Here is a 26,473-nt window from a genome sequence, read left to right on the forward strand (position 1 = left end):
CCTACAATCGCGTGAACCTGCACGATCGGCCCGTAGGGCGGACAAGCGCGTAGCGCGCCTCCGCCGAATTGGCATCAACGCGATGCAACGCGCAGGCCGTAGTGCGCGGCGCTTACCCCATCTGCCCCATCTTCAGCCCTTCAATCGCGTGGCCCTGCACGATCGGATCGAGCCTGTCGACCACCCGTGCAGCCAGGTGCCTGCGCACCTCCTGCGGCAGCGATTCGTAATATCCCCTGGTCACCTGCAAATCATGCTTGTCCGCGTTGGTCCCGTCCGGCGCATCGACCCCCAGCACAAACACCGGCCTTGACCTCTGCGACCTGTTGGCCGTCCCCCGGTGAATGGTCAACGCCGACCTGGCCGATATATCGCCCATCTGCGCCAGCTTCTTCTGCGCGCGCGCTTCATACCGCTCGCTCCATTCCGGCCCCGGGAACATCAGGTCCCCGCCCGTCAGGTCATCCCACTGCGTCCCCGGCGCGATCTCGAACGGGCCCATCTCTTCGGTCACATCCACGGTCGTGATATTGAAAGCCAGCGAATTGAGCCTGCGCCCGACCAGCGTCGCCTCGGGCGACGGGAAATCCCGGTGCCACGGCTGCTTCATCGCGCCTGGCCCCGGCACATCGAACCCGGCCTCGACCACCTTGTAATCCGGCCCCAGCACGGCCCTGCATACCGCCACCACCCAGGGATGGCTGATGATGTCGGCAAAGCCGCTGAGCCTTTCCGGATGAATCTCGACGTAATACCTGCTCGGCCCGCGCGCCAGTGCGCCACCCGGCGTGGCCAGCGCCTCTTCAAACAGCATGGCAATGTCGGCGCCCAGCTCATAGACCCACTCGCGCGAAAACGCACCCTTGCAGGCGATGAACCCGTCACCGTACAGCCCACCCATGATGCTGGCGACCTCGTACTTACTATCCGGTGGGAAAGTAGGGTTGTTCATAAGAGACTCCGTCGCTTCCAAGCGAAATATTCTGCCACGCATCCGGGGCTGTTCCGCTTGAAACTTAAGCCAAACTTAGCCTCGCTCCCCACAACCCGGCGCGCTTGTATAATGGGTGAATATAAATCTTGCCTGTAAATATGACCAACACAACCCACTTCGGCTACAAGACCGTGTCGGAGGACGACAAGGTCCGCGAGGTCGCCAAGGTTTTCCATTCGGTCGCGTCGAAATACGATGTGATGAATGACCTGATGTCGGGCGGCCTGCACCGCATCTGGAAGACGTTTACGATCGCCAACGCAGCGGTGCGCCCGGGTTTCAAGGTGCTCGACATTGCGGGCGGTACCGGCGACTTGTCGATGGCGTTCGCGAAAAAAGCGGGCCCGACGGGGGAGGTGTGGCACACCGACATTAACGAGTCGATGCTGCGCGTTGGCCGCGACCGGCTATTGAATAACGGGATCGTCACCCCCACCTTGCTGTGTGATGCCGAAAAATTGCCGTTCCCGGATAATTATTTCGACCGCGTCAGCGTGGCCTTCGGCCTGCGCAACATGACGCACAAGGACCAGGCGCTCAAGGAAATGCAGCGCGTCCTGAAGCCGGGTGGCAAATTGCTGGTGCTGGAGTTTTCCAAAGTGGCGGCGCCGCTGCAGAAACCGTATGACGTATATTCCTTCTCGGTCCTGCCTTGGCTGGGCCAGAAGATTGCCGGTGATTCAGACAGCTACCGTTACCTGGCTGAATCGATCCGCATGCATCCCGACCAGGAAACACTCAAGTCGATGATGCAGGAGGCCGGGCTGGAACGGGTGGAATACTTTAATCTCACGGCAGGTGTGGCCGCTCTTCACACTGGTATTAAACTTTAGGATGACAAAAGCGATGAAAAAACTACTTGTGACCATGATGCTTGCCATTACGACGATGTCGATGGTGGTGGAAGCGACCGCGCGTCCGCTCGGCGGCAAGCGCTCATTTGGCCGCCAGTCGCCAGCTGCCATGCAAAAGGCTAATACGCCTCCGCCGGCACAGGCACCAATGGCGGCACAGCGCCCGGCAGCTGCCGGCGCGGCCGCCGCCGCACCTGCCGCAGCAGCGGCCAAGGGCGGTATGTGGAAGGGTATGCTGGGCGGCGCCTTGCTGGGCCTCGGCCTGGGCGCGCTGCTGTCCTCGATGGGCCTGAGCGGCGCAGCGGCCAGCATGATCGCGAGCATCCTGATGATCGCGCTGCTGGCAATGGCTGGCCTGTTCATCTGGCGCATGATCAAGCGTAAAGATACGCCAGCAAACTCGCGTTTCGAAGGCTTCAACAAGCCGGTCGCAGCGGGCGCGGGTGCTGGCGCTGGCGCCGGTACGCCTGAAATCGGTTCGGCCCTGCCGCGTTCGGGCTTCCAGCCTGCGGCTCAGCCAAGCGCTTTCCAGCCTGCACAGCAGATGCCAGCCAGCGCCGGCAGCAGCCAGCCGCACGTGACCACGCCTTACGGTGTGCCATCGGACTTCGACAGCGCAACCTTCCTGCGCCACGCGAAGTCGAGCTTCATCCGCATGCAAGCCGCATGGGACAAGGCCGACTTCAACGACCTGCGTGAATTCACCACGCCGGAAGTGTACGCAGAGCTGAAGATGCAGATCCAGGAACGCGGCGACGTGGCCGACTTCACCGATGTGGTGTCGATCGACGCCGAACTGCTGGGCATCGAGACCACCGCGACCGACTACCTGGCGAGCGTCAAGTTCACCGGCAAGATCAAGACCGACCCGACCGCGCTGGCCGAGCCGTTCACCGAGGTGTGGAACATGAGCAAGCCGACCGACGGCAGCACCGGTTGGGTTCTCGCAGGTATCCAGCAGCTTTCCTAATTATTATTTAGGAAATTAATTGTGCGGGCGGAATTATGCCCGGCAAATGGTAAGATCAAGGCCGCCCGCTAACACCGGGCGGTTTTTGTTTTTCAGGCGTACGACATTATGGCGACAGCGAACCCGTTCACTTCACAGACCGCCTTGACGACCCCGGTTATCAAGGCCATCAACCACCTGCTGGCGCAGGAAGCCTGGGCGCGCGACGCCCTCGAGCTGCACGCCGGCAAGGAAGCGCTGATCGATGCCTCCGGCATGGGGCTGCGCATGCGCGTCACGCGCGACGGCATGGTCGAGGCCAGCCGGTCCGACGAGCCGGCCAACGTCACCATCCGGGTCAAGCTGGCCGACCTGCCGCTGATTGCCCGCAACCGCGACCGCGCGTTTTCGTACGTGAAGATCGAAGGCGACGCCGAGTTTGCCAACACCATTTCGCAGTTGTCGAAAGGCTTGCGCTGGGAAGCCGAGCACGACATCGAACGCCTGATGGGGCCGGTGGCCGCGACCCGCATTGCCGGCGGCGCCCGCTCGGCCTTCGAGCACGTGCGCACGACGCACAAGAAAGTGACCGAAAACCTCGCGGAATACTTCGTCGAGGAAAATCCGCTACTGGTGCCCAAGGTGGCAGTGCAAGAATTTACCGACGATGTGACGCGCCTGCGCGACGACGTGGAACGCGCCGCCAAGCGCATCGCGCGGCTCGAGCAGAAGCTGGCCGCTAAAACCGACACCCCGGCTGGCAGCGCCGGACAAAAATAAACCTGGACCATTGATGATCTTGAAATTCCTGCGCCTTCTAAAAATTTTTCGCGTCGCCATCAAATACGGCCTCGATGAAATTGCTTTCTCCGGATTCAAGGTTCCGCGCACTGCCAAACTGATCAATGCAATGTTTTTCTGGCGCACCATTACCCAGCCGCGCGGCGTGCGGCTGCGCATGGCGCTGGAAGAGCTGGGACCGATCTTCGTCAAGTTCGGCCAGGTGCTGTCGACCCGGCGCGACCTGATGCCGTTCGACATCGCCGATGAGCTGGCGCTGCTGCAAGACCGGGTGCCGCCGTTCCCCTCCGATCTCGCCATTGCCCAGATCACCCGTTCGCTGCGCGCCCACCCCGATCAATTGTTTGCCAGCTTCGAGCGCACGCCGGTCGCGTCCGCATCGATTGCCCAAGTGCACTTTGCGACCCTGAAGGACGGCAAGGAAGTCGCGGTCAAGGTGCTGCGCCCAGGCATGAAACGCTTGATCGACGAAGACGTGGCGCTGATGCACATGGCGGTCGACCTGCTGTCGCGCCTGTGGGCCGACAGCAAGCGCCTGAAGCCGAAAGAGGTGGTTGCCGAGTTCGACAAATACCTGCACGACGAGCTCGACCTGATGCGCGAGGCGGCCAACGCCAGCCAGTTGCGCCGCAACTTTGCCAACTCGGCTTTGCTGATGGTGCCGGAGATGTACTGGGACTATTGCTCCACGGACGTGATCGTCATGGAACGGATGCATGGCATCCCCATCTCGCAGATCGACCGCCTCGCCGCCGAAGGCGTGGACCTGAAGAAATTGTCGAGCGATGGCGTGGAAATTTTCTTCACGCAGGTGTTCCGCGACGGCTTCTTCCATGCCGATATGCACCCCGGCAATATCATGGTCTCGATCGACCCGAAGACCTTCGGCCGCTACATCGCGCTCGACTTCGGCATCGTCGGCACGCTCAACGACTTCGACAAGGACTACCTGTCGCAAAACTTCCTGGCCTTCTTCCGCCGCGATTACAAGCGCGTGGCCGAGGCGCACATCGAGTCGGGCTGGGCGCCGCGCGAAACCCGCGTGGATGAATTGGAGTCGGCAGTGCGCGCCTGCTGCGAGCCGATCTTCGACCGGCCGCTGAAGGACATCTCGTTCGGCCAGATTTTGCTGCGCCTGTTCCAGACCTCGCGCCGCTTCAATGTCGAAGTCCAGCCGCAGCTGGTGCTGCTGCAAAAAACGCTGCTCAACATCGAGGGCCTCGGCCGCCAGCTCGACCCTGACCTCGACCTGTGGAAGACCGCCAAGCCTTACCTGGAGCGCTGGATGGCCGAGCAGGTGGGCGTACAGGGCATGTGGGAGCGCCTGAAGGCCGAGGCGCCGGGTTACACCCACATCATCCCGCAGCTGCCACGGCTGCTGCAAAACGCGCTGGTGCGCCAGGCCGAACCGCGCGGACCGGACAGCGAGCTGCTGCTGGCGCTGGTGATCGAACAGCGCCGCACCAACCGCATGCTGGCCTTCATGGTCGTCTTCGCGGCGACGCTGGGCCTTGGGCTGGCGGGCATCCAGCTTTACCTGCGCTTGTACGGGGGGCAGTAATGCCTGAATTCGACAGCCGCGACCCGCGCACGCCGGCCTTCTGGGACGAGCGGTTTGAACGTGATTTCACGCCTTGGGACAGGGGCGGTGTGCCGGAGCAGGTACGCGAATTCGTCGCGCGGTCGAAAGCCAAAACTGTGCTGATTCCCGGCTGCGGCGCGGCGTATGAACTGGTGTATTTTTCAGAAGCCGGATGGGACGCGACGGCGATCGACTTTTCGCCGGCCGCCGTCGAACGGGCGCGTGCGATAACGGGGCAGTGGAGCGAGCGCGTGGTGGAGGCGGACTTCTTCGCGTATGAGCCGGCCGCAGGGCTGGACATGATCTACGAGCGCGCCTTCCTGTGCGCGCTGCCGCGGGCGATGTGGCCCCAGGTGGCCGCACGCTGGGCGCAACTGCTGCCGCCGGGCGCTCTGCTGGCGGGGTTCTTCTTTTTCGGCGACGCGCCAAAAGGACCGCCGTTCGGCATCAGCCGGGGCGAGTTGGATCAGTTATTGGGTGAAGATTTTGAGTGCGTCGAGGACGCCGCGGTCGCCGATTCCATTCCCGTGTTTGCGGGGAAGGAGCGATGGATGGTGTGGGAGCGTAAATAACGTCGTTCCCGCGAAGGCGGGAACCCATGCCGGGCGAATTATGCCGCGAAGTATGGGTTCCCGTTTTCACGGGAACGACGGACGTTGTTACTTGGCTTCGACAGGCGCCGCAGGCTGGCCAGCGATCTCAATCTTCGCCTTCGCCTTCATATCGTCAAACAGCTTGGTCAGGTTGGTGCGCTGCACCTGCTGCTTCAGCTGTTCCTTGACGGTCTCGAACGGCGGCGCTTCTGCCTTCTTCGAATCTTCCAGCAAAATCACGTGGTAGCCGAACTGGGTCTTGACCGGCACGTCGGTGAACTTGCCTTTTTCAAGCTTGGACACAGCCGCGCCGAATTCCGGCACCATGCTGCGCGGGTCGAACCAGCCCAGGTCGCCGCCGTTGACCTTCGAACCAGGATCCATCGACTTTTCCTGTGCAATCGCCGCGAACTTGCTGGCGTCCTTCTGCAGCTCGGCGATGATCGCCTTCGCTTCAGCTTCTTCCTTGACCAGGATGTGGCGCGCCTTGTACTCGCCTGCCAGCGCGGCGACCTTGTCGTACTCCGCCTTCAGCATCTCGTCGGTCACCGGGGTGTTCTTGATGTAGTCGGCCACGAATGCGTTAGCCAAAATCGACTGGCGCACCAGTTCCAGCTGGCGCTGGGTCTCAGGCTGCTTGTCGACGCCTTTCTTGACCGCTTCAGCCGCGACCAGCTGCTGCATCGCCAGGTTGTCGATGATCGCCTTGCGCAGCTCAGGGCTGTCCGGCTGGCCCTGGGCGGTACGCTCCTTGACCATCAGTTCAACCGTACTGGCAGGGATCGCCACGCCATTCACCGTCGCCGCGACCGGCTCTTTGCTCGGGGCAGTCTTGATCGCGTCTTTCGAATCACACGCACCCAGGGCCAGCACGGATGCCGCGCCAATGAGCAAAATACGGGACTTCTTCAACATCATTGCATTTCCTTTTTCAGTTCTGGCCCGGCGGATGCAGGGGAGCGCGCATATTACCATTCCGGCACGCCCGTCACGCGTTGCTTGCAGGCAGCCGATCCGCCGACTTTCTGCTGGGAGAGGGCAAAAAGGCATATAATTCAGGGTTTTGACGATTTTTGCGGAGTACTAGATGCCGATTTACGCCTACCGCTGCGATGAATGCGGTTTTGCCAAGGATGTATTGCAAAAAGTATCCGACCCGGTACTGACCGAATGCCCATCCTGCGGCAAGTCTGCTTTCAAGAAGCAATTAACCGCCGCCGGCTTCCAGCTGAAGGGCACTGGCTGGTATGCGACCGATTTCCGCGGAGGCGCTGCGCCGTCCACGGGAACCGCCACCGGGCCAGCGGAACCGGCAGCGCCAGCGGCAGCCCCTGCGGCAACGCCTGCAGCTGCGCCAGCGGCAAAGACCAGCACGGACTGAGAACGGCAGGGCTGCGTGCAGCCCATAACTTGAGAGCTCGATGCGTAAATATTTTATTACCGGATTGCTGATTCTGGTCCCAATCGCCATCACGGCGTGGGTCCTGAACGCTGTCATCAGTACCATGGACCAGTCGCTGCTGATCCTGCCGGAGCAATGGCAGCCGCGTACCCTGGTCGGCTTCGACATTCCGGGCATGGGCACCATCCTGACCATTGCCATCGTGTTCGTGACTGGCCTGCTGGCCAACAACCTCATCGGCAATTACTTCGTCCGCCTGTGGGAACGCCTGCTGCACCGCATTCCTGTCGTCAGCTCGCTGTATGGCAGCGTCAAGCAGGTATCGGACACGCTGTTCTCATCGTCGGGCAACGCGTTCCGCAAGGCGGTGCTGATTCCCTACCCGCACGCCGAGAGCTATACGATTGCGTTCCTGACCGGCACCCCTGGCGGCGACGTCAAGAACCATTTGCTGGGCGACTTTGTCAGTGTCTATGTGCCGACCACGCCGAACCCGACCTCGGGCTTCTTCCTGATGATGGAGCGCTCCAAGGTCGTTGAACTCGACATGAGTGTCGACGCGGCCCTGAAGTACATCGTCTCGATGGGCGTCGTCGCCCCCGAGCATTCGCCAACCAAGATCTGAGGCGCGCTTCACCGCCTCCACCGAATAACCAACCTAGACTGAAAATCCTATGTCCACCATGCGTTCACACTACTGCGGCCTCACCACTGAAGCGCTGCTCGGCCAAACCGTCAGCCTGTGCGGCTGGGTGCATCGTCGCCGCGACCACGGCGGCGTGATCTTCATCGACCTGCGCGACCGTGAAGGCCTGGTGCAGGTAGTCTGCCATCCAGACAATGCAGACGTATTCAAGGCTGCGGAACACGTCCGCAACGAGTACTGCCTGCGCATCACCGGCGTGGTCAACAAGCGCCTCGAAGGCACGGCCAATGCCAACCTGAAGTCGGGCACCATCGAAGTGGTGGCCTCGCAGGTTGAAGTGCTGAACGCATCGGTACCGGTGCCGTTCCAGCTGGACGACGACAACCTGTCGGAAACCACCCGCCTGACCCACCGCGTGCTCGACCTGCGCCGCCCGCAGATGCAGAACAACCTGCGCCTGCGCTACAAGGTCACGATGGAAGTGCGCAAGTACCTCGACAACCTGGGCTTCATCGACATCGAAACCCCGATGCTGACCAAGTCGACCCCGGAAGGCGCACGCGACTACCTGGTGCCGTCGCGCGTCAACGCGGGCAACTTCTTCGCGCTGCCGCAGTCGCCGCAGCTGTTCAAGCAGCTCCTGATGGTGTCGAACTTCGACCGCTACTACCAGATCACCAAGTGCTTCCGCGACGAAGACCTGCGCGCCGACCGCCAGCCTGAATTCACCCAGATCGACTGCGAGACCTCGTTCCTGACCGAGCAGGAAATCCGCGACCTGTTCGAAGACATGATCCGCGTCGTCTTCAAGAACACCCTCGGCATCGAACTGCCTAACCCGTTCCCGGTCATGGACTTCGCCACCGCGATGGGCCTGTACGGTTCGGACAAGCCGGACATGCGCGTCAAGCTGGCATTCACCGACCTGACCGACGTAATGAAGTCGGTCGAATTCAAGGTGTTCGCAGGTGCTGCGAACATGGAAGGCGGCCGCGTGGTCGGCCTGCGCGTACCGCAGGGCGGCTCGATGGCGCGTTCGGAAATCGACGCGTACACCCAGTTCGTCGCGATCTACGGCGCCAAGGGCCTGGCCTACATCAAGGTCAACGAGAAGGCCAAGGGCCGTGACGGCCTGCAGTCGCCGATCGTCAAGAACCTGTCGGACGAAGCGCTGGCACAAGTGCTTGAACTGACGGGCGCGGAAGACGGCGACCTGATCTTCTTCGGCGCCGACAAGGCGAAAGTCGTCAACGACGCCATCGGCGCGCTGCGCGTGAAGATCGGCCACTCGGACTTCGGCAAGAAGGCCGGCCTGTTCGACGACGTGTGGAAGCCGCTGTGGGTTGTCGACTTCCCGATGTTCGACTACGACGACGAGTCGGGCCGCTGGACTGCGACCCACCACCCGTTCACCGCGCCAAAAGACGGCCACGAAGACATGCTCGAGACGAATCCGGGCGCCTGCATCGCCAAGGCCTACGACATGGTGCTGAACGGCTGGGAGCTGGGCGGCGGCTCGATCCGTATCCACCGCGAAGAAGTGCAGAGCAAGGTATTCCGCGCGCTGAAGATCGACGCGGAAGAAGCGCAGCTGAAGTTCGGCTTCCTGCTCGACGCGCTGCAGTACGGCGCGCCGCCGCACGGCGGCCTGGCGTTTGGCCTGGACCGTATCGTGACCATGATGACCGGTTCCGATTCGATCCGCGACGTGATCGCCTTCCCGAAAACCCAGCGCGCACAGTGCCTGCTGACCAACGCACCTTCCGAGGTCGATGAGAAGCAACTGCGCGAACTGCACATCCGCCTGCGTAACGCAGAGCCGAAGGTGGCGTAAGCTAAATCCAAATTGGGTTCCCGCCTGCGCGGGAACGACGGCAGGAATGCGTCGTTCCCGTGAAGACGGGAACCCATGCTGAGCAAGCGTGACCACCCCCCACAAAATCCCCGAATCAGTCCTGGTCGTGATCCACACGCCCGACCTGGAAGTACTGCTCATCGAGCGCGCCGACCGTCCAGGCTTCTGGCAATCTGTCACCGGCTCCCTCGACACCCTTGACGAACCGCTGCTCGACACAGCCACGCGCGAGCTGTTCGAGGAAACCGGCATCGTCGCCGACGGCAGCAGCATCGTGCTGCACGACTGGCACCTCTCCAACATCTACGAAATCTACCCGACCTGGCGGCACCGCTATGCGCCCGGCGTCACGCGCAACACCGAGCACGTATTCAGCGTTTGCGTGCCGCGAAATACTCCGATCGTGCTGAGTGACCGCGAACACCTTCAATACGCATGGCTGCCTTACCTTGAAGCGGCTGATCGTTGTTTCTCATCATCTAATGCAGAGGCAATTCTTCAGCTCCCCAGGCACCTCACATCCCCGCAAGACTAGCTTGCTTTGACGCGCATTAAGCCGTCTAGGGTGATTCGCACGCTAGCATCTCATTCCTGAATGAGGCGGGGAGCATCACCATGCCTGTGGTGTTACGATACAAGGGGTACACGTTCTTCTTTTATTCTAATGAAGGCATACCGCGCGAGCGTAAGAATGCATTTGCCAAAGCATGGAAGGAACATTTTCCAGTACGTCATCAGTGGTGCGGTACGGGCATTCACTGGGATAAGTTGGATGAGGACATCAGCGTCGAGCATTTGCTATTGGGGCACTGGGATCGTACCCGAGCCTCTGTTTCCAGTTAGAGGACAACTCCAACGTTTCCGGCTCATCCAGTCACCAGCAAGTTGATAGTAGTCACTTGCGCGGGCCTGCTCCACCGCGCACGATTGCGTTGCTTCTGAAAAACACGGACTGATGGGGTTAGAATGTTCCCATGAAGATTCGTGTAGCAACATACAACATCCACAAAGGCGTGTCCTCGATCCGGACCCAGCCGCGCGTGCACGCCTTGAAAAAGGCAATTTCCGCATTCGACGCCGATGTGGTGTTCCTGCAGGAAGTGCAGGGGCGGCATGACCGGCTGACGGCGCGTTATGGCGAGGAAAGCCGCGGCCACCGCAATTGGCCGGCACGCGCCCAGCATGAGTTTTTTGCGGGTGATTCTCATCATTGCGCCTACGGCATGAACGCCGTCTACGACCACGGACACCATGGCAACGCCCTGCTCAGTACCTTCGAGATCGAGAATGCGCGCAATCACGACGTGTCGGACCACTCGTACGAACAGCGCGGCATCCTTCACTGCGTCCTGAAAACCGATGTTGGCCCGGTGCACTGCTACGTTGTCCACCTCGGCCTGTTCGAATCCGGGCGCGGGCGCCAGACCCAGGCGCTGATCGACGCCGTCAACGATTCGGCCCCGAATGGCGAGCCGGTGATCATCGCGGGCGACTTCAACGACTGGCGCAATACGCTCAGCGACCGCCTGCGCCAGGAACTGGGCGTGGCCGAGGTCTTCGACGAATTGAGCGGGGCGAAGTCGCACTCCAAGATCCGCCAGCTGGTCAACAACTTCTCACGCCGCCAGCCCGCCATCACGCCGGCGCGCACTTTCCCTGCCGCATTGCCCTGGTTCCGGCTGGATCGCATCTATGTGCGTGGCTTCAAGGTGGACTCGGCGCTGGTGTTGCATGGCCCGCTTTGGGCAAAGCTGTCGGACCACGCACCGATCGTGGCGGAACTGAAGCTGTCCTGAGGCCGGCAACACACCTGAAAATGCGCCAGATACAATTTGTCTCCGATAACGACATTCAACTACTGGAAAGCGGACTCGCGCTTTTTCCGGCGCTGCTGTCGGCGATTGATTCAGCCGAACACGACATCTACTTCGAAACCTACATCTGGGCCTGCGACGACGCCGGCAATGCGGTCCAGGAGGCGCTGATCCGCGCCGCCAGGCGTGGCGTCAAGGTGCGCGTGCTGGCCGACTGGTGGGGCACCGGCCACCGCGGCTGCACGCGGCTTGGCCTGGCCTTTGCCGAGGCCGGCGTGCGCTACCGCGTCTTCAATCCATGGTTCAAGCGCGGCGTCACGCGCACCCATCGCAAGATCGCGGTGATTGACCGCGAAGTGGCTTTTGTCGGCGGCATCAACGTCAACGACGACTGGTACTGCGACTACGATCCCGAGACACGCCTGCCGGCGCCGCGCTGGGACTTTGCGGCCCAGGTGCGCGGGCCCCTCGTCGCTGCCATCCACTTCGAAATGCAGGTGCAGTGGGCGCGTGTCGGCCACCTCGGCCTGATCCGGCGCATCGGCCTGTTCCGCGAGATGCGCAAGCAGCTGCCGATGGATGGCGACAAGCCGATGCTGGCCGCCTTTGTTGTGCGCGACAACCTGCGTAACCGCCACACCATCCAGCGCGCCTATCTGCAGGCAATCGGCCGCGCCAAAAACAGCATCCTGCTCGCCAACCCCTATTTCGCGCCGGGCCACAAGTTCCGCAAGGCGCTCGCCATGGCCGCCCAGCGCGGCGTCGAGGTGAAGCTCTTGATCGGCGTGGGCGAGATCTGGCTGCAGGATATGGTCGCGCGCTCGTTCTACCCGAAGCTGCTGGCCAGCGGCGTGCAGGTGATCGAGTACCGCAAGACGCAGCTGCATGCGAAGGTGGCGGTGATCGACGACGACTGGTCGACGGTCGGATCGAGCAACTGCGACGGGTTGTCGCTGTTCCTGAACCAGGAAGCCAATATCGTGGTCAGGGACATCAATTTCGCGGCCAGCGTGCGCGAGCACATCGAGCGCGGCATGGCCGATGGCGTGGCCGTGGAGCGCGACGAATTCGCCAACGAAAGCTGGGTGCGGCGCGCGGGCTATGGCGTGGCCTATCTTTTCTATAAATTGACGATGCGGATCTTCGCAATCGGTTACGCTTGACGACACATGGATAACGTACGGATCGACAAATGGCTGTGGGCGGCGCGCTTCTTCAAAACGCGCTCGCTGGCGACGGACGCGGTGGACACCGGGCGGGTGAAGCTCGACGGCGACCGCATCAAGCCTGCGCGCGCCGTCAAGGTGGGCGACAAGCTCAGCATCGACAACGGCTCGGATGCCTGGGAAGTGGTGGTGCTGGGGATTTCGGACAAGCGCGGCTCGGCGCCGGTCGCGCGCGCGTTGTACGAGGAGACCGAGGCAAGCATCGTGAAGCGGGAAAATGATTCGCAGGCGCGCAAGATCTACCGCGAGCCGGCAAGTACCATCAAGGGGCGGCCAACCAAGCGGGACCGGAGGCAGTTGGGGAAAGCAGGCGAATAACCCTGCCACGGCGACTCATGGCGGATGCGGTGCCCTTATCCGCCCTACATGCCCGTGGTACCGGTAGGGCGGATAAGGGTAAGGCCCGCATCCGCCATGATCCGCCAAGGACAGCCACCCCTTGTCCGGGCTCAATAGAACCTGCCCTCTAAAGTTCGTGTTTGACATTTCACTTCTAGTGGATAATAGTACGAGCGTTCGGATTTTTAACCTCTGATGGGTAGATCTATTAATACTTCAGTCAAATTCATGCGCAAGGGCGAACTGACCAGGGCCGCCATCCTTGACGTAGCGCTCGACCTCGCCAGCCGCGACGGTCTCGAGGGCATGACCATTGGCTTGCTCGCCGATAAGATGAACATGAGCAAGTCCGGCGTGTTCGCGCACTTTGGCTCGCGCGAGGATTTGCAGCTTGAAGTCCTGAAGCTGTACCACCACCGCTTCGAGCAGGAAGTGTTCTACCCTGCGTTGAAGGAGCCGCGCGGCATCACGCGCCTGAAGGCGATGTACACGCGCTGGATCAAGCGGGTCAGCGTCGAAATCGCCTCCGGCTGCATCTACATCAGTGGCGCCGTCGAGTATGACGACCGTCCGGGCCCGATCCGCGAGGAGCTGGTGGCCATGGTGCGCGCCTGGCAGGGCGCGCTGCTGCGCTGCGTCGAGCAGTGCATCGAAGTGGGCGACCTCAAGCCCGGTACCGATGCGCAGCAGCTGGTCTACGAGATGTACGGCCTGATCCTGGCCCTGCACCACGACGCGCGTTTCCTGCGCATGCCGGGCAGCGTCGACCGTGCCCGCGCCGGCTTTGAGCGCCTCATCCAGAATTACCAGAATCCGCAAAAAACTTAAGCGCAGCCACCGCTCGCTCAGTCATTCAATCATCGTTCGTCAGGAGAAAATCATGGGTCAGTACGTCGCGCCAATTCGGGATATGCAGTTCTTGCTGCACGAGTTCCTCAACGTCTCCGACGAATTGAAGCAGATGCCGAAATTCGAAGATGTCGACGCCGACATCATTAACCAGGTGCTGGAAGAAGGCGCCAAGTTCACGCAGGACGTGCTGTTCCCGCTGAACCACTCGGGCGACCGCGAAGGCTGCCATTTCGACGCCGGCACCAAGAGCGTCACCACGCCGAAGGGCTTCAAGGAAGCATACAAGCAGTACGTCGAAGGCGGCTGGGCGGCGCTGGCGTGCGACCCTGAATACGGCGGCCAGGGCCTGCCTATCGTGCTGAATAACTCGTTCTACGAGATGCTCAACTCGTCCAACCAGGCATGGTCGATGTACCCAGGCCTGTCGCACGGCGCCTACGAGTGCCTGCTGGAGCACGGCACCGACGAGCAGAAGAAATACTACCTGCCAAAGTTGGTGTCGGGCGAGTGGACCGGCACCATGTGCCTGACCGAAGCGCACTGCGGCACCGACCTCGGCATGCTGCGCACCAAGGCGCTGCCGAACGAAGACGGTTCGTGGAGCATCACCGGCTCGAAGATCTTCATCTCGGCTGGCGAACACGATATGTCCGAGAACATCATCCACCTGGTGCTGGCACGCGTGCCGGACGCACCGGAAGGCTCGAAAGGCATCTCGCTGTTCCTGGTGCCTAAATTCCTGCCGAACGCCGACGGCTCCGTTGGCGAGCGCAACCCGATCGCCTGCGGCGCGATCGAAGAGAAAATGGGCATCCACGGTAACTCGACCTGCCAGATGAACCTGGACGGCGCGAAAGGCTGGATCATCGGCCAGCCGAACAAGGGCCTGAACGCGATGTTCGTGTTCATGAACGCAGCGCGCCTCGGCGTCGGCATGCAGTCGCTGGGCCTGACCGAAGTCGCGTACCAGAACGCGCTGGTCTACGCCAAGGACCGCCTGCAGATGCGCAGCCTGTCGGGCCCCAAGGCGCCCGAGAAGGCAGCCGACCCGATCATCGTCCACCCGGACGTTCGCCGCATGCTGCTGACCGCCAAGGCCTACGCAGAAGGCGCGCGCGCATTCTCGTCGTACGTCGCGCTGCAGATCGACCGCGAACTGAACCACCCTGACGAAGAAGTGCGCAAGGAAGCCGCCGACGAAGTCGCGCTGCTGACCCCAGTCATCAAGGCCTTCATCACCGACAACGCATGGATCGCTACTTCGGAAGCGATGCAGGTGTACGGTGGCCATGGCTACATCGCCGAGTGGGGCATGGAGCAGTACGTGCGCGACGCGCGCATCAACATGATCTACGAAGGCACCAACACGATCCAGTCGCTCGACCTTTTGGGCCGCAAGATCCTGATGGACAACGGCGCCAAGCTGCGCAAGTTCGGCGAGAAGATCAAGACCTTCGTCGAAGAGAACGGCACCGACGAAGCACTGTCCGAGTTCATCACCCCGCTGGGCGACCTGGGCGATAAGGTCACCAAGCTGACCATGGAAATCGGCATGAAGGCCTTCCAGAACCCGGACGAAGTCGGCGCCGCTGCGGTTCCATACCTGCGCGTTGTCGGCCACCTGGTGTACAGCTACTTCTTCGCGCAGATGGCGAAGATCGCGCTGGCCAAGGAAGACTCGGGTGATAACTTCTACAAGGCCAAGCTGGCGACCACGCGCTTCTACTTCGCGCGCCTGTACCCGGAAACCGCGATGCTGATTCGCCAGGCGCGTTCCGGCTCGGCCAACCTGATGGCTCTCGACGCAGACCTGTTCTAACACCGCTACCCCGTCGTTCCCGCGCAGGCGGGAACCTATACCACGCAGGCTCAGTATGGGTTCCCGCTTTCGCGGGAACGACGGTAAATTTAGGGACATAAAAAATGACCAATTTCACCGTTAAAAAAGTAGCCGTGCTCGGCGCCGGCGTGATGGGTGCGCAGATCGCCGCCCACTGCGTGAATGCGAAAGTGCCGGTCGTCCTGTTCGACCTGCCAGGCAAGGAAGGAACGCCAAAGAACGGCATCGTGCTGCGCGCCATCGAGAACCTGAAGAAGCTGTCGCCTGCGCCGTTCGGCGACAAGGAAGACGCAGCCCTGATCCAGGTCGCGAACTACGAAGACAACCTCGACCAGCTGGCCGACTGCGACCTGATCATCGAAGCAATCGCCGAGCGCATGGACTGGAAGCACGACCTGTACAAGAAGGTCGCCCCGCACATTGGCGCCAACGCGATCTTCGCATCGAACACCTCCGGCCTGTCGATCAACAAGCTGGCCGAGGGCTTCGACGCGGACCTGAAGGCGCGCTTCTGCGGCGTCCACTTCTTCAACCCGCCGCGCTATATGCACCTGGTCGAATTGATCCCGACCGAAGCGACCCGTCCAGAAATCCTCGACCAGCTCGAAACCTTCCTGACCTCCGTGCTGGGCAAGGGCGTCGTGCGCGCCAAGGACACCCCTAACTTCATCGCCAACCGTGTCGGCATCTTCGGCATGCTGGCCACCATCCACGAAGCCGAAAAATTCGGCCTGTCGGTGGACGTGGTCGACGACCTGACCGGCGCCAAGCTGGGCCGCGCCAAGTCGGGCACCTTCCGCACCGCGGACGTGGTCGGCCTGGACACGATGGGCCACGTAATCAAGACCATGCAGGACAACCTGGCCGACGACCCGTTCTTCGCGCTGTACAAGACGCCTGACGTACTGGCCAAGCTGGTCGAAAAGGGCGCGCTGGGCCAGAAGACCGGCGCAGGCTTCTACAAGAAGGTCGGCAAGGACATCCAGCGCCTCGACTTCGCCACCGGCGAATACGTCGCTGGCGGCGCCAAGGCAGCGGACATCATCGGCCGCATCCTGAAAGAGAAGGACCCGGTCAAGAAATTCAAGGCACTGCGCGAGTCGACCAACCCGCAAGGCCAGTTCCTGTGGGCGATCTTCCGTGACGCCTTCCACTACATCGCGTACCACCTCGACACCATCGCCGACAACGCGCGCGACATCGACTTCGCAATGCGCTGGGGCTTCGGCTGGAGCGTCGGCCCGTTCGAAACGTGGCAGGCCGCAGGCTGGACCCAGATCGCTGAATGGGTTAAGCAGGACATCGAAGAAGGCAAGGCGCTGACCAACGCACCGCTGCCAGCATGGGTGTTCGAAGGCCCGGTGGCAGAGAAGGGCGTACACACCGCCGAAGGTTCGTACTCGGCCAAGTCGAACAGCTACGTGCCGCGTTCGACGCTGGACGTCTACAAGCGCCAGGAATTCCGTGCGCCGGTCATCGGCACCGGCGGTGCCGACGCCAAGACCGCGGGCACCACCGTGTTCGAGGACGAATCCGTGCGCCTGTGGCATTCGGGCGACGAAGTGCTGGTCCTGTCGCTCAAGACCAAGATGCATGTCATCGGCGGCGGCGTCATCAAGGGCCTGCAGCGCGGCCTGGAAGAAGCTGAAAAAGGCTACAAGGGCCTAGTCATCTGGAACACCGATGCAGCCGACGGCGGCGCATTCTCGGCAGGCGCGGACCTGCAGGAATCGCTCCCGCTGTTCATGCAAGGCGGCGCCAAGGCGCTCGGCCCGATCGTGGCCGAACTGCAGAACACCTTCATGAAGCTGAAGTACTCGAACGTCCCCGTCGTGGCAGCGGTTGCTGGCCTGGCGCTGGGCGGCGGCTGCGAAATGGCGCTGCACGCATCGAAGCGCGTGGCCTCGATCGAGTCGTACATCGGCCTGGTGGAAGTGGGCGTGGGCCTGATTCCTGCGGGCGGCGGCCTGAAAGAAGCGGCAGTGCGCGCAGCGCGTGACGCGAAGGGCAACGACATCCTGCAATTCTTGAAGAACGGCTTCACCAACGCGGCGATGGCCAACGTGTCGAAGTCGGCGCTGGAAGCGAAGGCGATGGGCTACCTGAAGGAAGACGACATCATCGTCTTCAACCCGTACGAACTGCTGCACGTGGCGAAGGTGACCGCGCGCTCGATGTTCGACGCAGGCTACCGCGCGCCGATCCAGCGCATGGTGCCGGTCACCGGCCGCTACGGCTGGGCGACGATCCGCGGCCAGCTGGTCAACATGCGCGACGGCGGCTTCATCTCGGCGCACGACTTCAAGCTGGCTGACATGATCGCCGAGATCGTGAGCGGCGGCGACATCGACCAGGGCAGCATGGTCAGCGAGCAGTGGCTGCTCGACATGGAGCGCAAGGCATTCCTTGAACTGCTGAACAACCCTAAATCGCAGGAACGGATCATGGGCATGCTTCAGACTGGCAAACCGGTCCGCAACTGATCGCCGCAGAACACTTAGGACGAAAATCATGAGCAAACAACTTCAAGACGCATACATCGTCGCAGCGACCCGCACCCCGATCGGCAAGGCGCCGCGCGGCATGTTCAACAAGACCCGCCCGGACGACCTGCTGGTGCACGCGATCCGCGGCGCGATGGCAGCGGTTCCCAACCTCGACCCGGCGCTGATCATCGACGCGATCATCGGCTGCTCGTTCCCGGAAGCGGAGCAGGGCTTCAACGTGGCGCGTAATTCGGTGATCCTGGCAGGCCTGCCAAACACCGTCGGCGGCGTCACCGTCAACCGCTACTGCGCATCGGGCATCACCGCGCTGGCGATGGCCGCTGACCGCATCCGCGTTGGCGAAGCCGACGTGATGATCGCAGGCGGCGTCGAGTCGATGTCGATGGTGCCGATGATGGGCCACCACCCATCGATCAACATGGACACCTTCAAGGACGAGAACGTGGGCCTGGCCTACGGCATGGGCCTGACCGCTGAAAAAGTGGCGCAGCAGTGGAAAGTGTCGCGCGAAGACCAGGATGCATTTGGCCTGGAATCGCACCGCCGCGCCATCGCCGCGCAGCAGGCCGGCCAGTTCAAGGACGAGATCACCCCGGTTGAAATCACCACCCGCACGCCGGACCTGGCAAGCGGCGAGATCAAGATCGGCAAGCGCACAGTGGACCTGGACGAAGGTCCGCGTTCGGACGCCAGCATGGAATCGATGGGCAAGCTGAAGCCGGTGTTCGCGGCCAAGGGCACGGTGACCGCCGCTACCTCGTCGCAGATGTCGGACGGCGCCGGTGCGCTGATCGTCGTCAGCGAAAAGATCCTGCGCGAGCACAACCTGACCCCGCTGGCGAAGTTCTCGTCGTTCGCGGTGCGCGGCGTGCCACCTGAAATCATGGGCATTGGTCCGAAGTTCGCGATTCCTGCGGCGCTGGCTGCTGCCGGCATCACCCAGGACCAGCTGGACTGGATCGAGCTGAACGAAGCGTTTGCAGCGCAGGCGCTGGCCGTGATCCGCGACCTGAACCTCGACACCACCAAGGTCAACCCGATGGGCGGCGCGATTGCGCTGGGCCACCCGCTGGGCGCCACCGGTGCGATCCGCGCCGCGACCGTCGTGCACGCACTGCGCCGCAACAACCTGAAGTACGGCATGGTGACGATGTGCGTTGGCGCCGGCATGGGCGCAGCAGGTATCATCGAACGCGTTTAAACGTCGTTTAGAATAGTTGAGTAGAAAGGGCGCTGCGGTAGATTACCCGGCGCCCTTTGTTCATCCCCCTCCGTCGTTCCCGCGAAAGCGGGAACCCATACTGAGTGTCAATGGGATTCCCGCTTTCGCGGGAACGACGGGCTAACAAAGGAACACAAGAGACAATGGATATCCTCACCAGCAAAGCCGACGGCATCCTGACCATCGAATTCAACCGCCCGGAGCGCAAGAATGCGATCACCGCGGTGATGTACCAGGCGATGGCCGACGCGATCAACGAAGCGGAAACCGACAGCGCCGTGCGCGCCATCCTCCTGGTCGGCAAGCCTGAGATTTTCACGGCCGGTAACGACCTGCCCGACTTCCTGCAGAATTCCAAGCCTGTCGAAGGCGTGCCGCCGGAAGCGCGTCCAGTCTTCCAGTTCATGCGCGCACTGTCCGGCAGCACCAAGCCGGTGGTCGCAGCGGTATCCGGCGCGGCGGTCGGCATCGGCACCACGATGCTGATGCACTGCGACCTGGTCTACGCAGCCGACAACGCCAAGTTCTCGATGCCGTTCTCGCAGCTCGGCCTGTGCCCTGAATTCGCGTCAAGCCTGCTGCTGCCGCAGTTGGCCGGCTATCCGCGCGCCGCCGAAAAGCTGTTGCTGGGCGAAGCCTTCCTGGCCCAGGAAGCGCTGGAGATGGGGCTGGTATCGAAAGTCATGCCGCTGGCAGAGCTGCGCACCTTCGCCGAAAGCCAGGCCGCCAAGCTGGTGGCGCTGCCGGCGGCATCGGTGCGCGCCACCAAGGCCCTGATGAAGCGCGCCCGCACCCCTGCGATCAATGACGCCATTGCCGCGGAGAACAAGCTGTTCGCCGCGATGCTGCTGGCCCCTGAAGCGAAGGAAGCCATGACGGCCTTCATGGAAAAGCGTAAGCCGGATTTCTCGAGGTTCGCGTAAAGCTGCGCCCGGCACGGCGAACGGTGACTCCGCTTGTATATCTGCCTCGCTTCCCTATGATGAAGTATTGTCAGCGAATCTTCGCGGAGGTGCGTGATGAGTACGATAGGGGTGAGCGAGATCGACGAGCTCCAGCGTAGTCTCAGGGGCAGCTTGCTGGTGCCGGGCGAACCGGATTACGATGAAGCACGCAAGATCTGGAATGCGATGATCGACAAGCGTCCAGCCATGATCGCGCGCTGTGCCGGCTCGGCCGATGTACGCACAGCGGTCAACTTCGCGCGTGACCATGGCCTGCCGCTGGCGGTTCGCGGTGGTGGCCACAATATTGCCGGAAGCGCCCTCGTCAACGACGGGCTGGTAATCGACCTGAGCAGGATGCGCTCGGTGCAGGTGGCCGCGCACGACATGCGGGCCTGGGTCGAGGGTGGGGCCATCCTGGGCGACGTCGACCACGAGGCACAATCTTTTGGGTTAGCAACACCGCTCGGCATCAATTCCACCACCGGCGTAGGCGGCCTGACGCTCGGCGGGGGCTTTGGCTGGCTGACGCGCAAACATGGACTGGCGGTCGACAACCTGGTTTCGGCTGACATCGTCATCGCCAGTGGCGAACGGCTGCATATCGATCACGACAGCCATCCCGACTTGTTCTGGGCCATCCGCGGCGGCGGCGGCAACTTCGGCGTCGTGACCACCTTTGAATTCGCGCTCCATGCCGTCGGGCCGATGGTCACCGGCGGTTTGATCGTCTTTCCGTTTGCCCAGGCCGGGCCTGTGTTGAGGAAATACCGGGACTATGTCGAGGCGCTGGACGACAACGTTTCTGTGTGGGCAGTGTTGCGCAAGGCGCCGCCGCTGCCGTTCCTGCCTGCGGCCGTGCACGGAACCGATGTCGTCGCGCTCGCATTCTTCTCGCCGCAGCCGCCCGAAGCTGTGCAGTCTGCCATTGCCGACGTGCGCGCCTTCGGCGAGCCGGTGGGCGAACATGTCGGCGCCGTGCCTTATGCCGCATGGCAGCAGGTCTTCGATCCGCTCCTGATACCGCCGGCGCGCAACTATTGGAAGTCCCACAACTTCAATCAGCTCAGCGACGCTGCCATCGACGTGGTGATCGCCTATGCCAGCAAGCTGCCGTCCGAGCAAAGCGAAATTTTCCTCGGACTGCTCGGCGGCGCCGCCAATACCCACGCCCCGGATGCGACGGCCTACCCGCACCGCGAGGCGCTGTACGCGATGAACGTCCACACGCGCTGGCTGGACCCTGCCGAAGACGCAGCCTGCCTGGCCTGGGCGCGCGAGTTCTTCAAGGCGGCGGCTCCCCATGCCGCCGGCGGCGTATACATCAACTTCCTCAATGAGGACGAAGCGGACCGGATCGCCGCGGCCTACGGCCCCAACTACCGCAGGCTCAAGGAAGTGAAGGCGCAGTACGATCCGGATAACCTGTTCCGCAGTAACCAGAACATTCGACCCGGAGTGTAGATCGCTAATCCCATCGTTATGTGACTGACCGGCGCAGGATCGTTTAATATGAGGTTGCTTATTTATTAAATAATATTGCAACCTCCTTTATGAACCAATATTCGCTCCAGCAAAAAACCTTCCTGCTTCTCCTCGCCCTGGTCACCATCGGCTTCGGCTGGATCCTCTGGCCATTCTTCGGCGCGGTTTTCTGGGGCGTTGTCTTCGCCATCCTGTTTGCGCCGCTGTACCGCCGGCTGCTGGCCGGCACCAGGCAAAAGCCGAACGCCGCAGCCTTGATCACCTTGCTATCGATCCTGGTCATGGTGATCCTGCCGCTGTCGCTGGTCGGGGCCTCGCTGATCGACCAGGCGGCCCGGGCCTATGAACTGCTTAGCCCGGCCCGGCTCGACCTGGCCGCTTCATTCCAGCAAATCATCCAGGCCCTGCCGCAATGGCTGGTCAACCTGCTGGAACGTTTCAACCTCACCGACTTCGCGACCCTGCAACAACGCCTGTCCGCTGGCGCTGCGCAGGTGAGCCAATTGATCGCTTCCCAGGCCATCAACCTTGGCCGCAATACTTTCGACTTCCTGGTCAGCCTGACCGTCATGTTGTACCTGCTGTTTTTCCTGCTGCGCGACGGCCAGGGGCTGGCGGCCCGCATCCGCCATGCGTTGCCGATGAGCCGCAAGTACAAGCAGCGCCTGTTCACCAACTTCACCACCGTGATCCGCGCCACCGTCAAGGGCAATGTCCTGGTCGCTGCGGCGCAGGGCCTGCTCGGCGGGCTGATCCTGTGGTTCCTCGGTGTCCAGGCCGCGCTGCTGTGGGGCGTGCTGATGGCTTTCCTGTCCTTGCTGCCTGCCGTGGGCGCGGCCCTGGTCTGGGCGCCCGTCGCGATCTATTTCCTGATCACGGGCGTGGCCTGGAAGGGCATTGTGCTGATCGCTTTCGGCGTGCTGGTGATCGGGCTGGTCGACAACGTGCTGCGCCCTATCCTGGTAGGCAAGGACACCAAGATGCCCGACTACGTTGTGTTGCTGTCGACCCTTGGGGGCATGGCGCTGTTCGGACTGAACGGCTTTGTAATCGGCCCGGTGATCGCGGCGCTGTTCATTGCCGCGTGGGACCTGTTTGCTTCGGCCGAGGAGTTCCACCCCGAGTGACATTCTTGCGGTGAGCAGGGCGGTGTCCGGAACCGGACAGCTGGTGCGAGATTTGTATTTATTTCATCAATATTGGCGTATATTTACCCAACATCTTGAACACCTCCCGCCCTTAACCCACCGAAAGGATTCGCCCATGTCACGAGTTTTGAAAGGCTGCCTGGTCCTGCTCTCCCTTGCCGCCGGCCACGCTGGCGCCATTCCCACCGCCACCGTCACCAAGCCGATCGCCATCCCGGCCGATGACGCGGCGATTGCCTACGACGTCAACGTGCGCGGCCAGGTTGCGGCCGTGGTGGAAGACTCAGACGGCCGCCGGCGCGCGGTGATGTTCGAAAAGGGCGAAGTGACCAACCTTGGCTCGCTGGGCGGCGACTACAGCGAGGCCCGCGCGATCAACCGTTCCGGCCAGGTGGTTGGTGCGGCGCAGGACGCCGATGGCCGCTGGCGCGCCTTTATCTACGACCGCCCGGGCGGCATGCGCGACGTGGGGACACTGGGTGGCCCGGGCAGTTTCGGCACGGCCATCAACGACGCCGGACATGTCGCCGGGTATGCCGACAATCTCGACGGCGACTACCGCGCCTTCCTGTACACCGGCAGCGGCGCGCTGGCGGACCTGGGCACCCTTGGCGGCAAGATCAGTTACGCGGCGGGGGTGAACAATGCCGGGCAGGTCGTCGGTACGGCTGCACTGCCGAGCAACTACCGCCACGCATTCATCTGGGACGCCAAGCGTGGCATGGTCGACCTCGGCACGCTGGGCGGGCGCTCCAGCTCGGCAACAGCAATCAATGACGCCGGCGTGGTCGTTGGCGCTTCGGAAACAAGCGACCGCCGGTGGCGCGCCTTCCTGCATGACGGCACCCGGATGGTCGACCTCGGCGCCCTGATCGGCTACGGCTCAAGCTATGCCACCGACATCAACAATGCCGGCCATGTGGTCGGCACCGTGCTGATCGGCGACGAGCGGCGCTCCTTCGTCTGGCGCGACGGCGTGATGACCGTCCACCGCGGCGGCAAGGGCCTGCACCTGATCAACAGCATCAACGACGTGGAGCAGGTGATTGGCGCAACCTACAACCGCAAGCTGGAGGCGGCAACGATGCGCTCAACCGCCGTGCCCGTTGTCGACAAGGGCGGAACGAAATTCCTGCTCGCCGTGTTCGTCACCCTTGCCGCGGCGGCCACGCTGGTGCTCTACCGCCGCCGCTACCGCGGCATGGACATCAACAACGTGGCGTTTATTTAGCCGCTGCAGCCAGCGAAGGGCCGCTATATTTCATTAATAGGCCCTTCGGCCCGACTGCCCAACCGGTAGCGGGGCTGGCGAAGCCCACCGTGTTGATTGGCGTGCGGTCGAGCACTTTCCAGCTCTGGCCGCCGTCCACCGAGTAGCCCGAACCGGCCAGGCCGCCCGCGACCAGCGCGCGCCCGCCGCCTGGCACCGGCATGACCACGGACATATAGCCAGTTGGCAGTACCGCTGCCGCTTGCCATGTGGCGCCGCCGTCGGCCGTGCGCGCGCCATTCACGCCTTCCAGCAGCGCTTGCTTGTAGTCGCCGCCGACCGCCATGCCGTGTTGCGCATCAAGAAAACCGACCGAGAAGATGCCTTTGCCCGGCGCCGCCGCCGGGATCGGCAGCGTTGCCGCGCGCCAGCTCGCGCCGCGGTCTGACGAGCGCAGCACGCGCGCGGCCTGGGCGCCACCGGTGGCAATCCAGGCGTCGCGCGAGCCGTGCACGGTCAACGCGGTGCCGCTGGCGGCAAACGCGCCTTCGTCCTTCTGCGACTCCAGTCCCGCCGCTTGCAGCTCACGCCAGGTGGCGCCGCCGTCGGCGGTCACGTACACCTGGAATTTGCCGTCGACCGGGTCGCCGAACACGATGCCGTTATCGGCGTCCCAGAACCCCATCGAATCCCAGAAGCCATCCTTGTAGCTGTTGAGCGCCACCTGGCGCCAGGTCTTGCCGGCATCGTCAGTGCGCAGGATGCGCGACGCATCGCCCGGGCCCGCGCTCATCACGAGGGCAGTGTCGGCATTGACCGCATGGATGTCGCGGAAATCGAGCTTCTCGGCGCCGGGGACGCTGATGGCCTGCCATTGCGCGCCGTCGGCGGTGCGCAGCACGGTGCCGCGTGCGCCGCTGGCCCATGCGACGCTGGCGCTGACCACCGACAGCCCGCGCAGCTCGGCGCTGGTGCCGCTCTGGACCGGGGTCCACGCTTGCTGGGCGAACGCGCCGGAGGACACCAGTGACAGCAAGCAAAGCGAGAGCAGGGATTGGCGCATGTTCGTGATTCCTCCAGTTGGGTTCGGGCAATCATACAATGGAAACCTTGCACAAGGGCTCACTGCGCCGGCTGGGGCGCGTGGGCTTGCCGCCCTCGCCTAAGGTATATTGGCGGCGGGAGGCTGTCATGAAACAAGAGCGTACGGACCGGCACACCGCACTCAAGGTAGAAAAGGGACTGATCATCCAGCGCTGCTCGTCAACCCAGGACGCGGCGCAGTACCTGCTGGCGCGCGGGGTCCCGATGCATGTGGCCGTGCGCGTGCTGACGACAACGCAGCGGCGCGACATGAGCCGCGCGGGCGCCTTGCCCGGGCAAGCCAGGTAGTTTCCGTCATTACATTTTCAAGGTAGTATCAGGTTTCTTTACCTCAACAGGAGCCTGCCTTGCTGCAACAGATTGCACCCAACCTCTGGCATCTCCAGCATGGATTTTCCGCGCTGGGTATCGGCATCAGCGCGCGCATGACGGTGGTGCGCTTCGATGACGGGCGCTTGTGGCTGCACTCCCCGGTACCGCTCAGTGCGCCGGTGCGCGAGCAGCTCGCCGGACTGGGCGAGGTTGCCTTCATTGTCGCGCCGAACAAGGTGCACCACATGTTCGCAGGCGATGCCGCCAAGGCGTTCCCCAAGGCCGTGCTGTACGGCGCGCCGGGCCTGGCGCAAAAGCGTCCCGGCCTGCGCAACCTGCAGACGCTTACGCCCACGGTACCGCAGGAATGGGCCGCCGAGCTCGACCAGGTGTTTGCCGAAGGCTTTCCGTTTGCCAATGAGACCGTGTTTTATCACAAGGCCTCGCGCACCGTCATCATGACCGACCTGTGCCAGTGGTGGACTGGCGACCTCAACCTTCCTGCAAAGCTGTACGCCGGCGTCACCGGCGTGCGCGCCCGGCTCGGCGTGCCGCGCACCATCCGTGCCGGCGTGCGCGACCCGGTGGCGTTCGCGGCCAGCGCCCGCCGCATCCTGGCGTGGCCGTTCGAGCGCGCGATCGTCGCGCATGACGCGATTATCGACACTGGCGCCCATGCGCAAGTGGAACGCGCCTTCGCCTGCTTCACCGCCAAGTACTGAGCGCAGCGCACGACTGATACACCTCAAACCCGGATCGATTCGGTGGCCGATCATGGATCGGTCACTCGGACT

26 protein-coding genes are annotated in these 26,473 nt (G+C 62.7%); 23 read left to right on the forward strand and 3 right to left on the reverse strand.

Translation table 11 applies throughout. The features are described 5' to 3' along the window. Positions 1–112: 112 nt before the first annotated feature. Positions 113–952, reverse strand: coding sequence for a phytanoyl-CoA dioxygenase family protein (locus LMJ30_RS00630; RefSeq protein ID WP_229430397.1), 840 nt, complete (start codon positions 950–952; stop codon positions 113–115). Positions 953–1,092: 140 nt separating this feature from the next. Between LMJ30_RS00630 and ubiE the strand changes: the two genes are divergently transcribed. From ubiE to LMJ30_RS00655, 5 genes are all read left to right on the forward strand, one after another. Next, positions 1,093–1,827 carry a bifunctional demethylmenaquinone methyltransferase/2-methoxy-6-polyprenyl-1,4-benzoquinol methylase UbiE gene (ubiE, locus tag LMJ30_RS00635; RefSeq protein ID WP_229430398.1) on the forward strand — a complete coding sequence of 245 codons (735 nt, stop codon included), beginning with the start codon at positions 1,093–1,095 and terminating at the stop codon, positions 1,825–1,827. Between the two features lie 13 nt (positions 1,828–1,840). Further along, positions 1,841–2,818 carry a Tim44 domain-containing protein gene (locus LMJ30_RS00640; RefSeq protein WP_229430399.1) on the forward strand — a complete coding sequence of 326 codons (978 nt, stop codon included), beginning with the start codon at positions 1,841–1,843 and terminating at the stop codon, positions 2,816–2,818. 108 nt (positions 2,819–2,926) lie between these two features. Next, complete coding sequence (locus tag LMJ30_RS00645; RefSeq protein ID WP_229430400.1) at positions 2,927–3,577, forward strand: ubiquinone biosynthesis accessory factor UbiJ; 651 nt, start codon at positions 2,927–2,929, stop codon at positions 3,575–3,577. Between the two features lie 13 nt (positions 3,578–3,590). Then, complete coding sequence (gene ubiB, locus LMJ30_RS00650) at positions 3,591–5,159, forward strand: ubiquinone biosynthesis regulatory protein kinase UbiB (protein WP_229430401.1); 1,569 nt, start codon at positions 3,591–3,593, stop codon at positions 5,157–5,159. Further along, positions 5,159–5,752: a methyltransferase gene (locus tag LMJ30_RS00655; RefSeq protein WP_229430402.1), complete on the forward strand. Its 594-nt coding sequence runs from the start codon at positions 5,159–5,161 to the stop codon at positions 5,750–5,752. Before ubiB ends, LMJ30_RS00655 begins: the two co-directional genes overlap by 1 nt. An 87-nt stretch (positions 5,753–5,839) precedes the next feature. Here LMJ30_RS00655 and LMJ30_RS00660 read toward each other — a convergent pair whose 3' ends face one another. After that, complete coding sequence (locus LMJ30_RS00660) at positions 5,840–6,691, reverse strand: foldase protein PrsA (RefSeq protein WP_229430403.1); 852 nt, start codon at positions 6,689–6,691, stop codon at positions 5,840–5,842. A 169-nt stretch (positions 6,692–6,860) separates the two neighbouring features. Between LMJ30_RS00660 and LMJ30_RS00665 the strand changes: the two genes are divergently transcribed. The 16 genes from LMJ30_RS00665 to LMJ30_RS00735 all read left to right on the forward strand — a co-directional run bounded on the left by LMJ30_RS00665 (position 6,861) and on the right by LMJ30_RS00735 (position 24,284). Continuing rightward, positions 6,861–7,154, forward strand: a complete 294-nt coding sequence (locus LMJ30_RS00665) for an FmdB family zinc ribbon protein (protein ID WP_229430404.1) — start codon at positions 6,861–6,863, stop codon at positions 7,152–7,154. A 40-nt stretch (positions 7,155–7,194) separates the two neighbouring features. Further along, positions 7,195–7,800 (forward strand): DUF502 domain-containing protein, encoded by a 606-nt coding sequence (locus LMJ30_RS00670; protein WP_229430405.1) that lies wholly within the window; start codon positions 7,195–7,197, stop codon positions 7,798–7,800. A gap of 49 nt (positions 7,801–7,849) precedes the next feature. Continuing rightward, positions 7,850–9,655 (forward strand): aspartate--tRNA ligase, encoded by a 1,806-nt coding sequence (gene aspS, locus LMJ30_RS00675; protein WP_229430406.1) that lies wholly within the window; start codon positions 7,850–7,852, stop codon positions 9,653–9,655. An 88-nt stretch (positions 9,656–9,743) separates the two neighbouring features. Further along, entirely contained in the window at positions 9,744–10,211 is a 468-nt protein-coding gene (gene nudB / locus LMJ30_RS00680) for a dihydroneopterin triphosphate diphosphatase (protein ID WP_229430407.1), read from the forward strand. Between the two features lie 80 nt (positions 10,212–10,291). Next, positions 10,292–10,519 carry a DUF2442 domain-containing protein gene (locus LMJ30_RS21805; RefSeq protein WP_371872957.1) on the forward strand — a complete coding sequence of 76 codons (228 nt, stop codon included), beginning with the start codon at positions 10,292–10,294 and terminating at the stop codon, positions 10,517–10,519. A 131-nt stretch (positions 10,520–10,650) separates the two neighbouring features. Continuing rightward, positions 10,651–11,472 (forward strand): endonuclease/exonuclease/phosphatase family protein, encoded by an 822-nt coding sequence (locus tag LMJ30_RS00685; protein ID WP_229430408.1) that lies wholly within the window; start codon positions 10,651–10,653, stop codon positions 11,470–11,472. 20 nt (positions 11,473–11,492) lie between these two features. Continuing rightward, a complete protein-coding gene (gene clsB, locus LMJ30_RS00690; protein WP_229430409.1) occupies positions 11,493–12,653 on the forward strand; it encodes a cardiolipin synthase ClsB in 1,161 nt (386 codons plus the stop codon). Positions 12,654–12,659: 6 nt separating this feature from the next. Continuing rightward, positions 12,660–13,034, forward strand: coding sequence for an RNA-binding S4 domain-containing protein (locus tag LMJ30_RS00695; RefSeq protein WP_229430410.1), 375 nt, complete (start codon positions 12,660–12,662; stop codon positions 13,032–13,034). Positions 13,035–13,283: 249 nt separating this feature from the next. Further along, positions 13,284–13,883 (forward strand): TetR/AcrR family transcriptional regulator, encoded by a 600-nt coding sequence (locus LMJ30_RS00700; RefSeq protein WP_229430411.1) that lies wholly within the window; start codon positions 13,284–13,286, stop codon positions 13,881–13,883. A 52-nt stretch (positions 13,884–13,935) separates the two neighbouring features. After that, complete coding sequence (locus LMJ30_RS00705; RefSeq protein ID WP_229430412.1) at positions 13,936–15,726, forward strand: acyl-CoA dehydrogenase C-terminal domain-containing protein; 1,791 nt, start codon at positions 13,936–13,938, stop codon at positions 15,724–15,726. Positions 15,727–15,830: 104 nt separating this feature from the next. After that, complete coding sequence (locus tag LMJ30_RS00710; protein WP_229430413.1) at positions 15,831–18,230, forward strand: 3-hydroxyacyl-CoA dehydrogenase/enoyl-CoA hydratase family protein; 2,400 nt, start codon at positions 15,831–15,833, stop codon at positions 18,228–18,230. A gap of 28 nt (positions 18,231–18,258) precedes the next feature. Further along, entirely contained in the window at positions 18,259–19,455 is a 1,197-nt protein-coding gene (locus LMJ30_RS00715; protein WP_229430414.1) for an acetyl-CoA C-acyltransferase, read from the forward strand. A gap of 164 nt (positions 19,456–19,619) precedes the next feature. Then, the gene (locus tag LMJ30_RS00720) at positions 19,620–20,399 is read left to right on the forward strand and encodes an enoyl-CoA hydratase (RefSeq protein WP_229430415.1); all 780 of its coding nucleotides are present in this window, start codon (positions 19,620–19,622) and stop codon (positions 20,397–20,399) included. A 96-nt stretch (positions 20,400–20,495) separates the two neighbouring features. After that, positions 20,496–21,884 (forward strand): FAD-binding oxidoreductase, encoded by a 1,389-nt coding sequence (locus LMJ30_RS00725; protein ID WP_229430416.1) that lies wholly within the window; start codon positions 20,496–20,498, stop codon positions 21,882–21,884. A gap of 89 nt (positions 21,885–21,973) precedes the next feature. Continuing rightward, entirely contained in the window at positions 21,974–23,032 is a 1,059-nt protein-coding gene (locus LMJ30_RS00730; RefSeq protein WP_229430417.1) for an AI-2E family transporter, read from the forward strand. Positions 23,033–23,168: 136 nt separating this feature from the next. Continuing rightward, the gene (locus LMJ30_RS00735) at positions 23,169–24,284 is read left to right on the forward strand and encodes an HAF repeat-containing protein (RefSeq protein WP_229430418.1); all 1,116 of its coding nucleotides are present in this window, start codon (positions 23,169–23,171) and stop codon (positions 24,282–24,284) included. On the opposite strand, the gene LMJ30_RS00740 is transcribed toward LMJ30_RS00735, so the two are convergent. Continuing rightward, positions 24,277–25,326 carry a WD40/YVTN/BNR-like repeat-containing protein gene (locus tag LMJ30_RS00740; protein ID WP_229430419.1) on the reverse strand — a complete coding sequence of 350 codons (1,050 nt, stop codon included), beginning with the start codon at positions 25,324–25,326 and terminating at the stop codon, positions 24,277–24,279. The two genes, LMJ30_RS00735 and LMJ30_RS00740, sit on opposite strands and share 8 nt — an antisense overlap. A 128-nt stretch (positions 25,327–25,454) precedes the next feature. Here LMJ30_RS00740 and LMJ30_RS00745 point away from each other — a divergent pair, with 128 nt between their 5' ends. Together LMJ30_RS00745 and LMJ30_RS00750 are read left to right on the forward strand one after the other, a co-directional pair. Continuing rightward, positions 25,455–25,655 carry a hypothetical protein gene (locus LMJ30_RS00745; RefSeq protein ID WP_229430420.1) on the forward strand — a complete coding sequence of 67 codons (201 nt, stop codon included), beginning with the start codon at positions 25,455–25,457 and terminating at the stop codon, positions 25,653–25,655. A gap of 59 nt (positions 25,656–25,714) precedes the next feature. After that, the gene (locus tag LMJ30_RS00750; protein WP_229430421.1) at positions 25,715–26,401 is read left to right on the forward strand and encodes a DUF4336 domain-containing protein; all 687 of its coding nucleotides are present in this window, start codon (positions 25,715–25,717) and stop codon (positions 26,399–26,401) included. Positions 26,402–26,473 lie beyond the last annotated feature (72 nt).

Source organism: Massilia agrisoli (assembly GCF_020831365.1).
Lineage (GTDB): Bacteria > Pseudomonadota > Gammaproteobacteria > Burkholderiales > Burkholderiaceae_D > Telluria_A > Telluria_A agrisoli.

What these genes read in the sequence shown, in the direction of transcription:
- LMJ30_RS00630 (WP_229430397.1), bottom strand. Translation starts at nt 952, where the DNA reads ATGAACAACCCTACTTTCCCACCGGATAGTAAGTACGAGGTCGCCAGC.
- ubiE (WP_229430398.1), top strand. Translation starts at nt 1,093, where the DNA reads ATGACCAACACAACCCACTTCGGCTACAAGACCGTGTCGGAGGACGAC.
- LMJ30_RS00640 (WP_229430399.1), top strand. Translation starts at nt 1,841, where the DNA reads ATGAAAAAACTACTTGTGACCATGATGCTTGCCATTACGACGATGTCG.
- LMJ30_RS00645 (WP_229430400.1), top strand. Translation starts at nt 2,927, where the DNA reads ATGGCGACAGCGAACCCGTTCACTTCACAGACCGCCTTGACGACCCCG.
- ubiB (WP_229430401.1), top strand. Translation starts at nt 3,591, where the DNA reads ATGATCTTGAAATTCCTGCGCCTTCTAAAAATTTTTCGCGTCGCCATC.
- LMJ30_RS00655 (WP_229430402.1), top strand. Translation starts at nt 5,159, where the DNA reads ATGCCTGAATTCGACAGCCGCGACCCGCGCACGCCGGCCTTCTGGGAC.
- LMJ30_RS00660 (WP_229430403.1), bottom strand. Translation starts at nt 6,691, where the DNA reads ATGATGTTGAAGAAGTCCCGTATTTTGCTCATTGGCGCGGCATCCGTG.
- LMJ30_RS00665 (WP_229430404.1), top strand. Translation starts at nt 6,861, where the DNA reads ATGCCGATTTACGCCTACCGCTGCGATGAATGCGGTTTTGCCAAGGAT.
- LMJ30_RS00670 (WP_229430405.1), top strand. Translation starts at nt 7,195, where the DNA reads ATGCGTAAATATTTTATTACCGGATTGCTGATTCTGGTCCCAATCGCC.
- aspS (WP_229430406.1), top strand. Translation starts at nt 7,850, where the DNA reads ATGTCCACCATGCGTTCACACTACTGCGGCCTCACCACTGAAGCGCTG.
- LMJ30_RS21805 (WP_371872957.1), top strand. Translation starts at nt 10,292, where the DNA reads ATGCCTGTGGTGTTACGATACAAGGGGTACACGTTCTTCTTTTATTCT.
- LMJ30_RS00685 (WP_229430408.1), top strand. Translation starts at nt 10,651, where the DNA reads ATGAAGATTCGTGTAGCAACATACAACATCCACAAAGGCGTGTCCTCG.
- clsB (WP_229430409.1), top strand. Translation starts at nt 11,493, where the DNA reads ATGCGCCAGATACAATTTGTCTCCGATAACGACATTCAACTACTGGAA.
- LMJ30_RS00695 (WP_229430410.1), top strand. Translation starts at nt 12,660, where the DNA reads ATGGATAACGTACGGATCGACAAATGGCTGTGGGCGGCGCGCTTCTTC.
- LMJ30_RS00700 (WP_229430411.1), top strand. Translation starts at nt 13,284, where the DNA reads ATGCGCAAGGGCGAACTGACCAGGGCCGCCATCCTTGACGTAGCGCTC.
- LMJ30_RS00705 (WP_229430412.1), top strand. Translation starts at nt 13,936, where the DNA reads ATGGGTCAGTACGTCGCGCCAATTCGGGATATGCAGTTCTTGCTGCAC.
- LMJ30_RS00710 (WP_229430413.1), top strand. Translation starts at nt 15,831, where the DNA reads ATGACCAATTTCACCGTTAAAAAAGTAGCCGTGCTCGGCGCCGGCGTG.
- LMJ30_RS00715 (WP_229430414.1), top strand. Translation starts at nt 18,259, where the DNA reads ATGAGCAAACAACTTCAAGACGCATACATCGTCGCAGCGACCCGCACC.
- LMJ30_RS00720 (WP_229430415.1), top strand. Translation starts at nt 19,620, where the DNA reads ATGGATATCCTCACCAGCAAAGCCGACGGCATCCTGACCATCGAATTC.
- LMJ30_RS00725 (WP_229430416.1), top strand. Translation starts at nt 20,496, where the DNA reads ATGAGTACGATAGGGGTGAGCGAGATCGACGAGCTCCAGCGTAGTCTC.
- LMJ30_RS00730 (WP_229430417.1), top strand. Translation starts at nt 21,974, where the DNA reads ATGAACCAATATTCGCTCCAGCAAAAAACCTTCCTGCTTCTCCTCGCC.
- LMJ30_RS00735 (WP_229430418.1), top strand. Translation starts at nt 23,169, where the DNA reads ATGTCACGAGTTTTGAAAGGCTGCCTGGTCCTGCTCTCCCTTGCCGCC.
- LMJ30_RS00740 (WP_229430419.1), bottom strand. Translation starts at nt 25,326, where the DNA reads ATGCGCCAATCCCTGCTCTCGCTTTGCTTGCTGTCACTGGTGTCCTCC.
- LMJ30_RS00745 (WP_229430420.1), top strand. Translation starts at nt 25,455, where the DNA reads ATGAAACAAGAGCGTACGGACCGGCACACCGCACTCAAGGTAGAAAAG.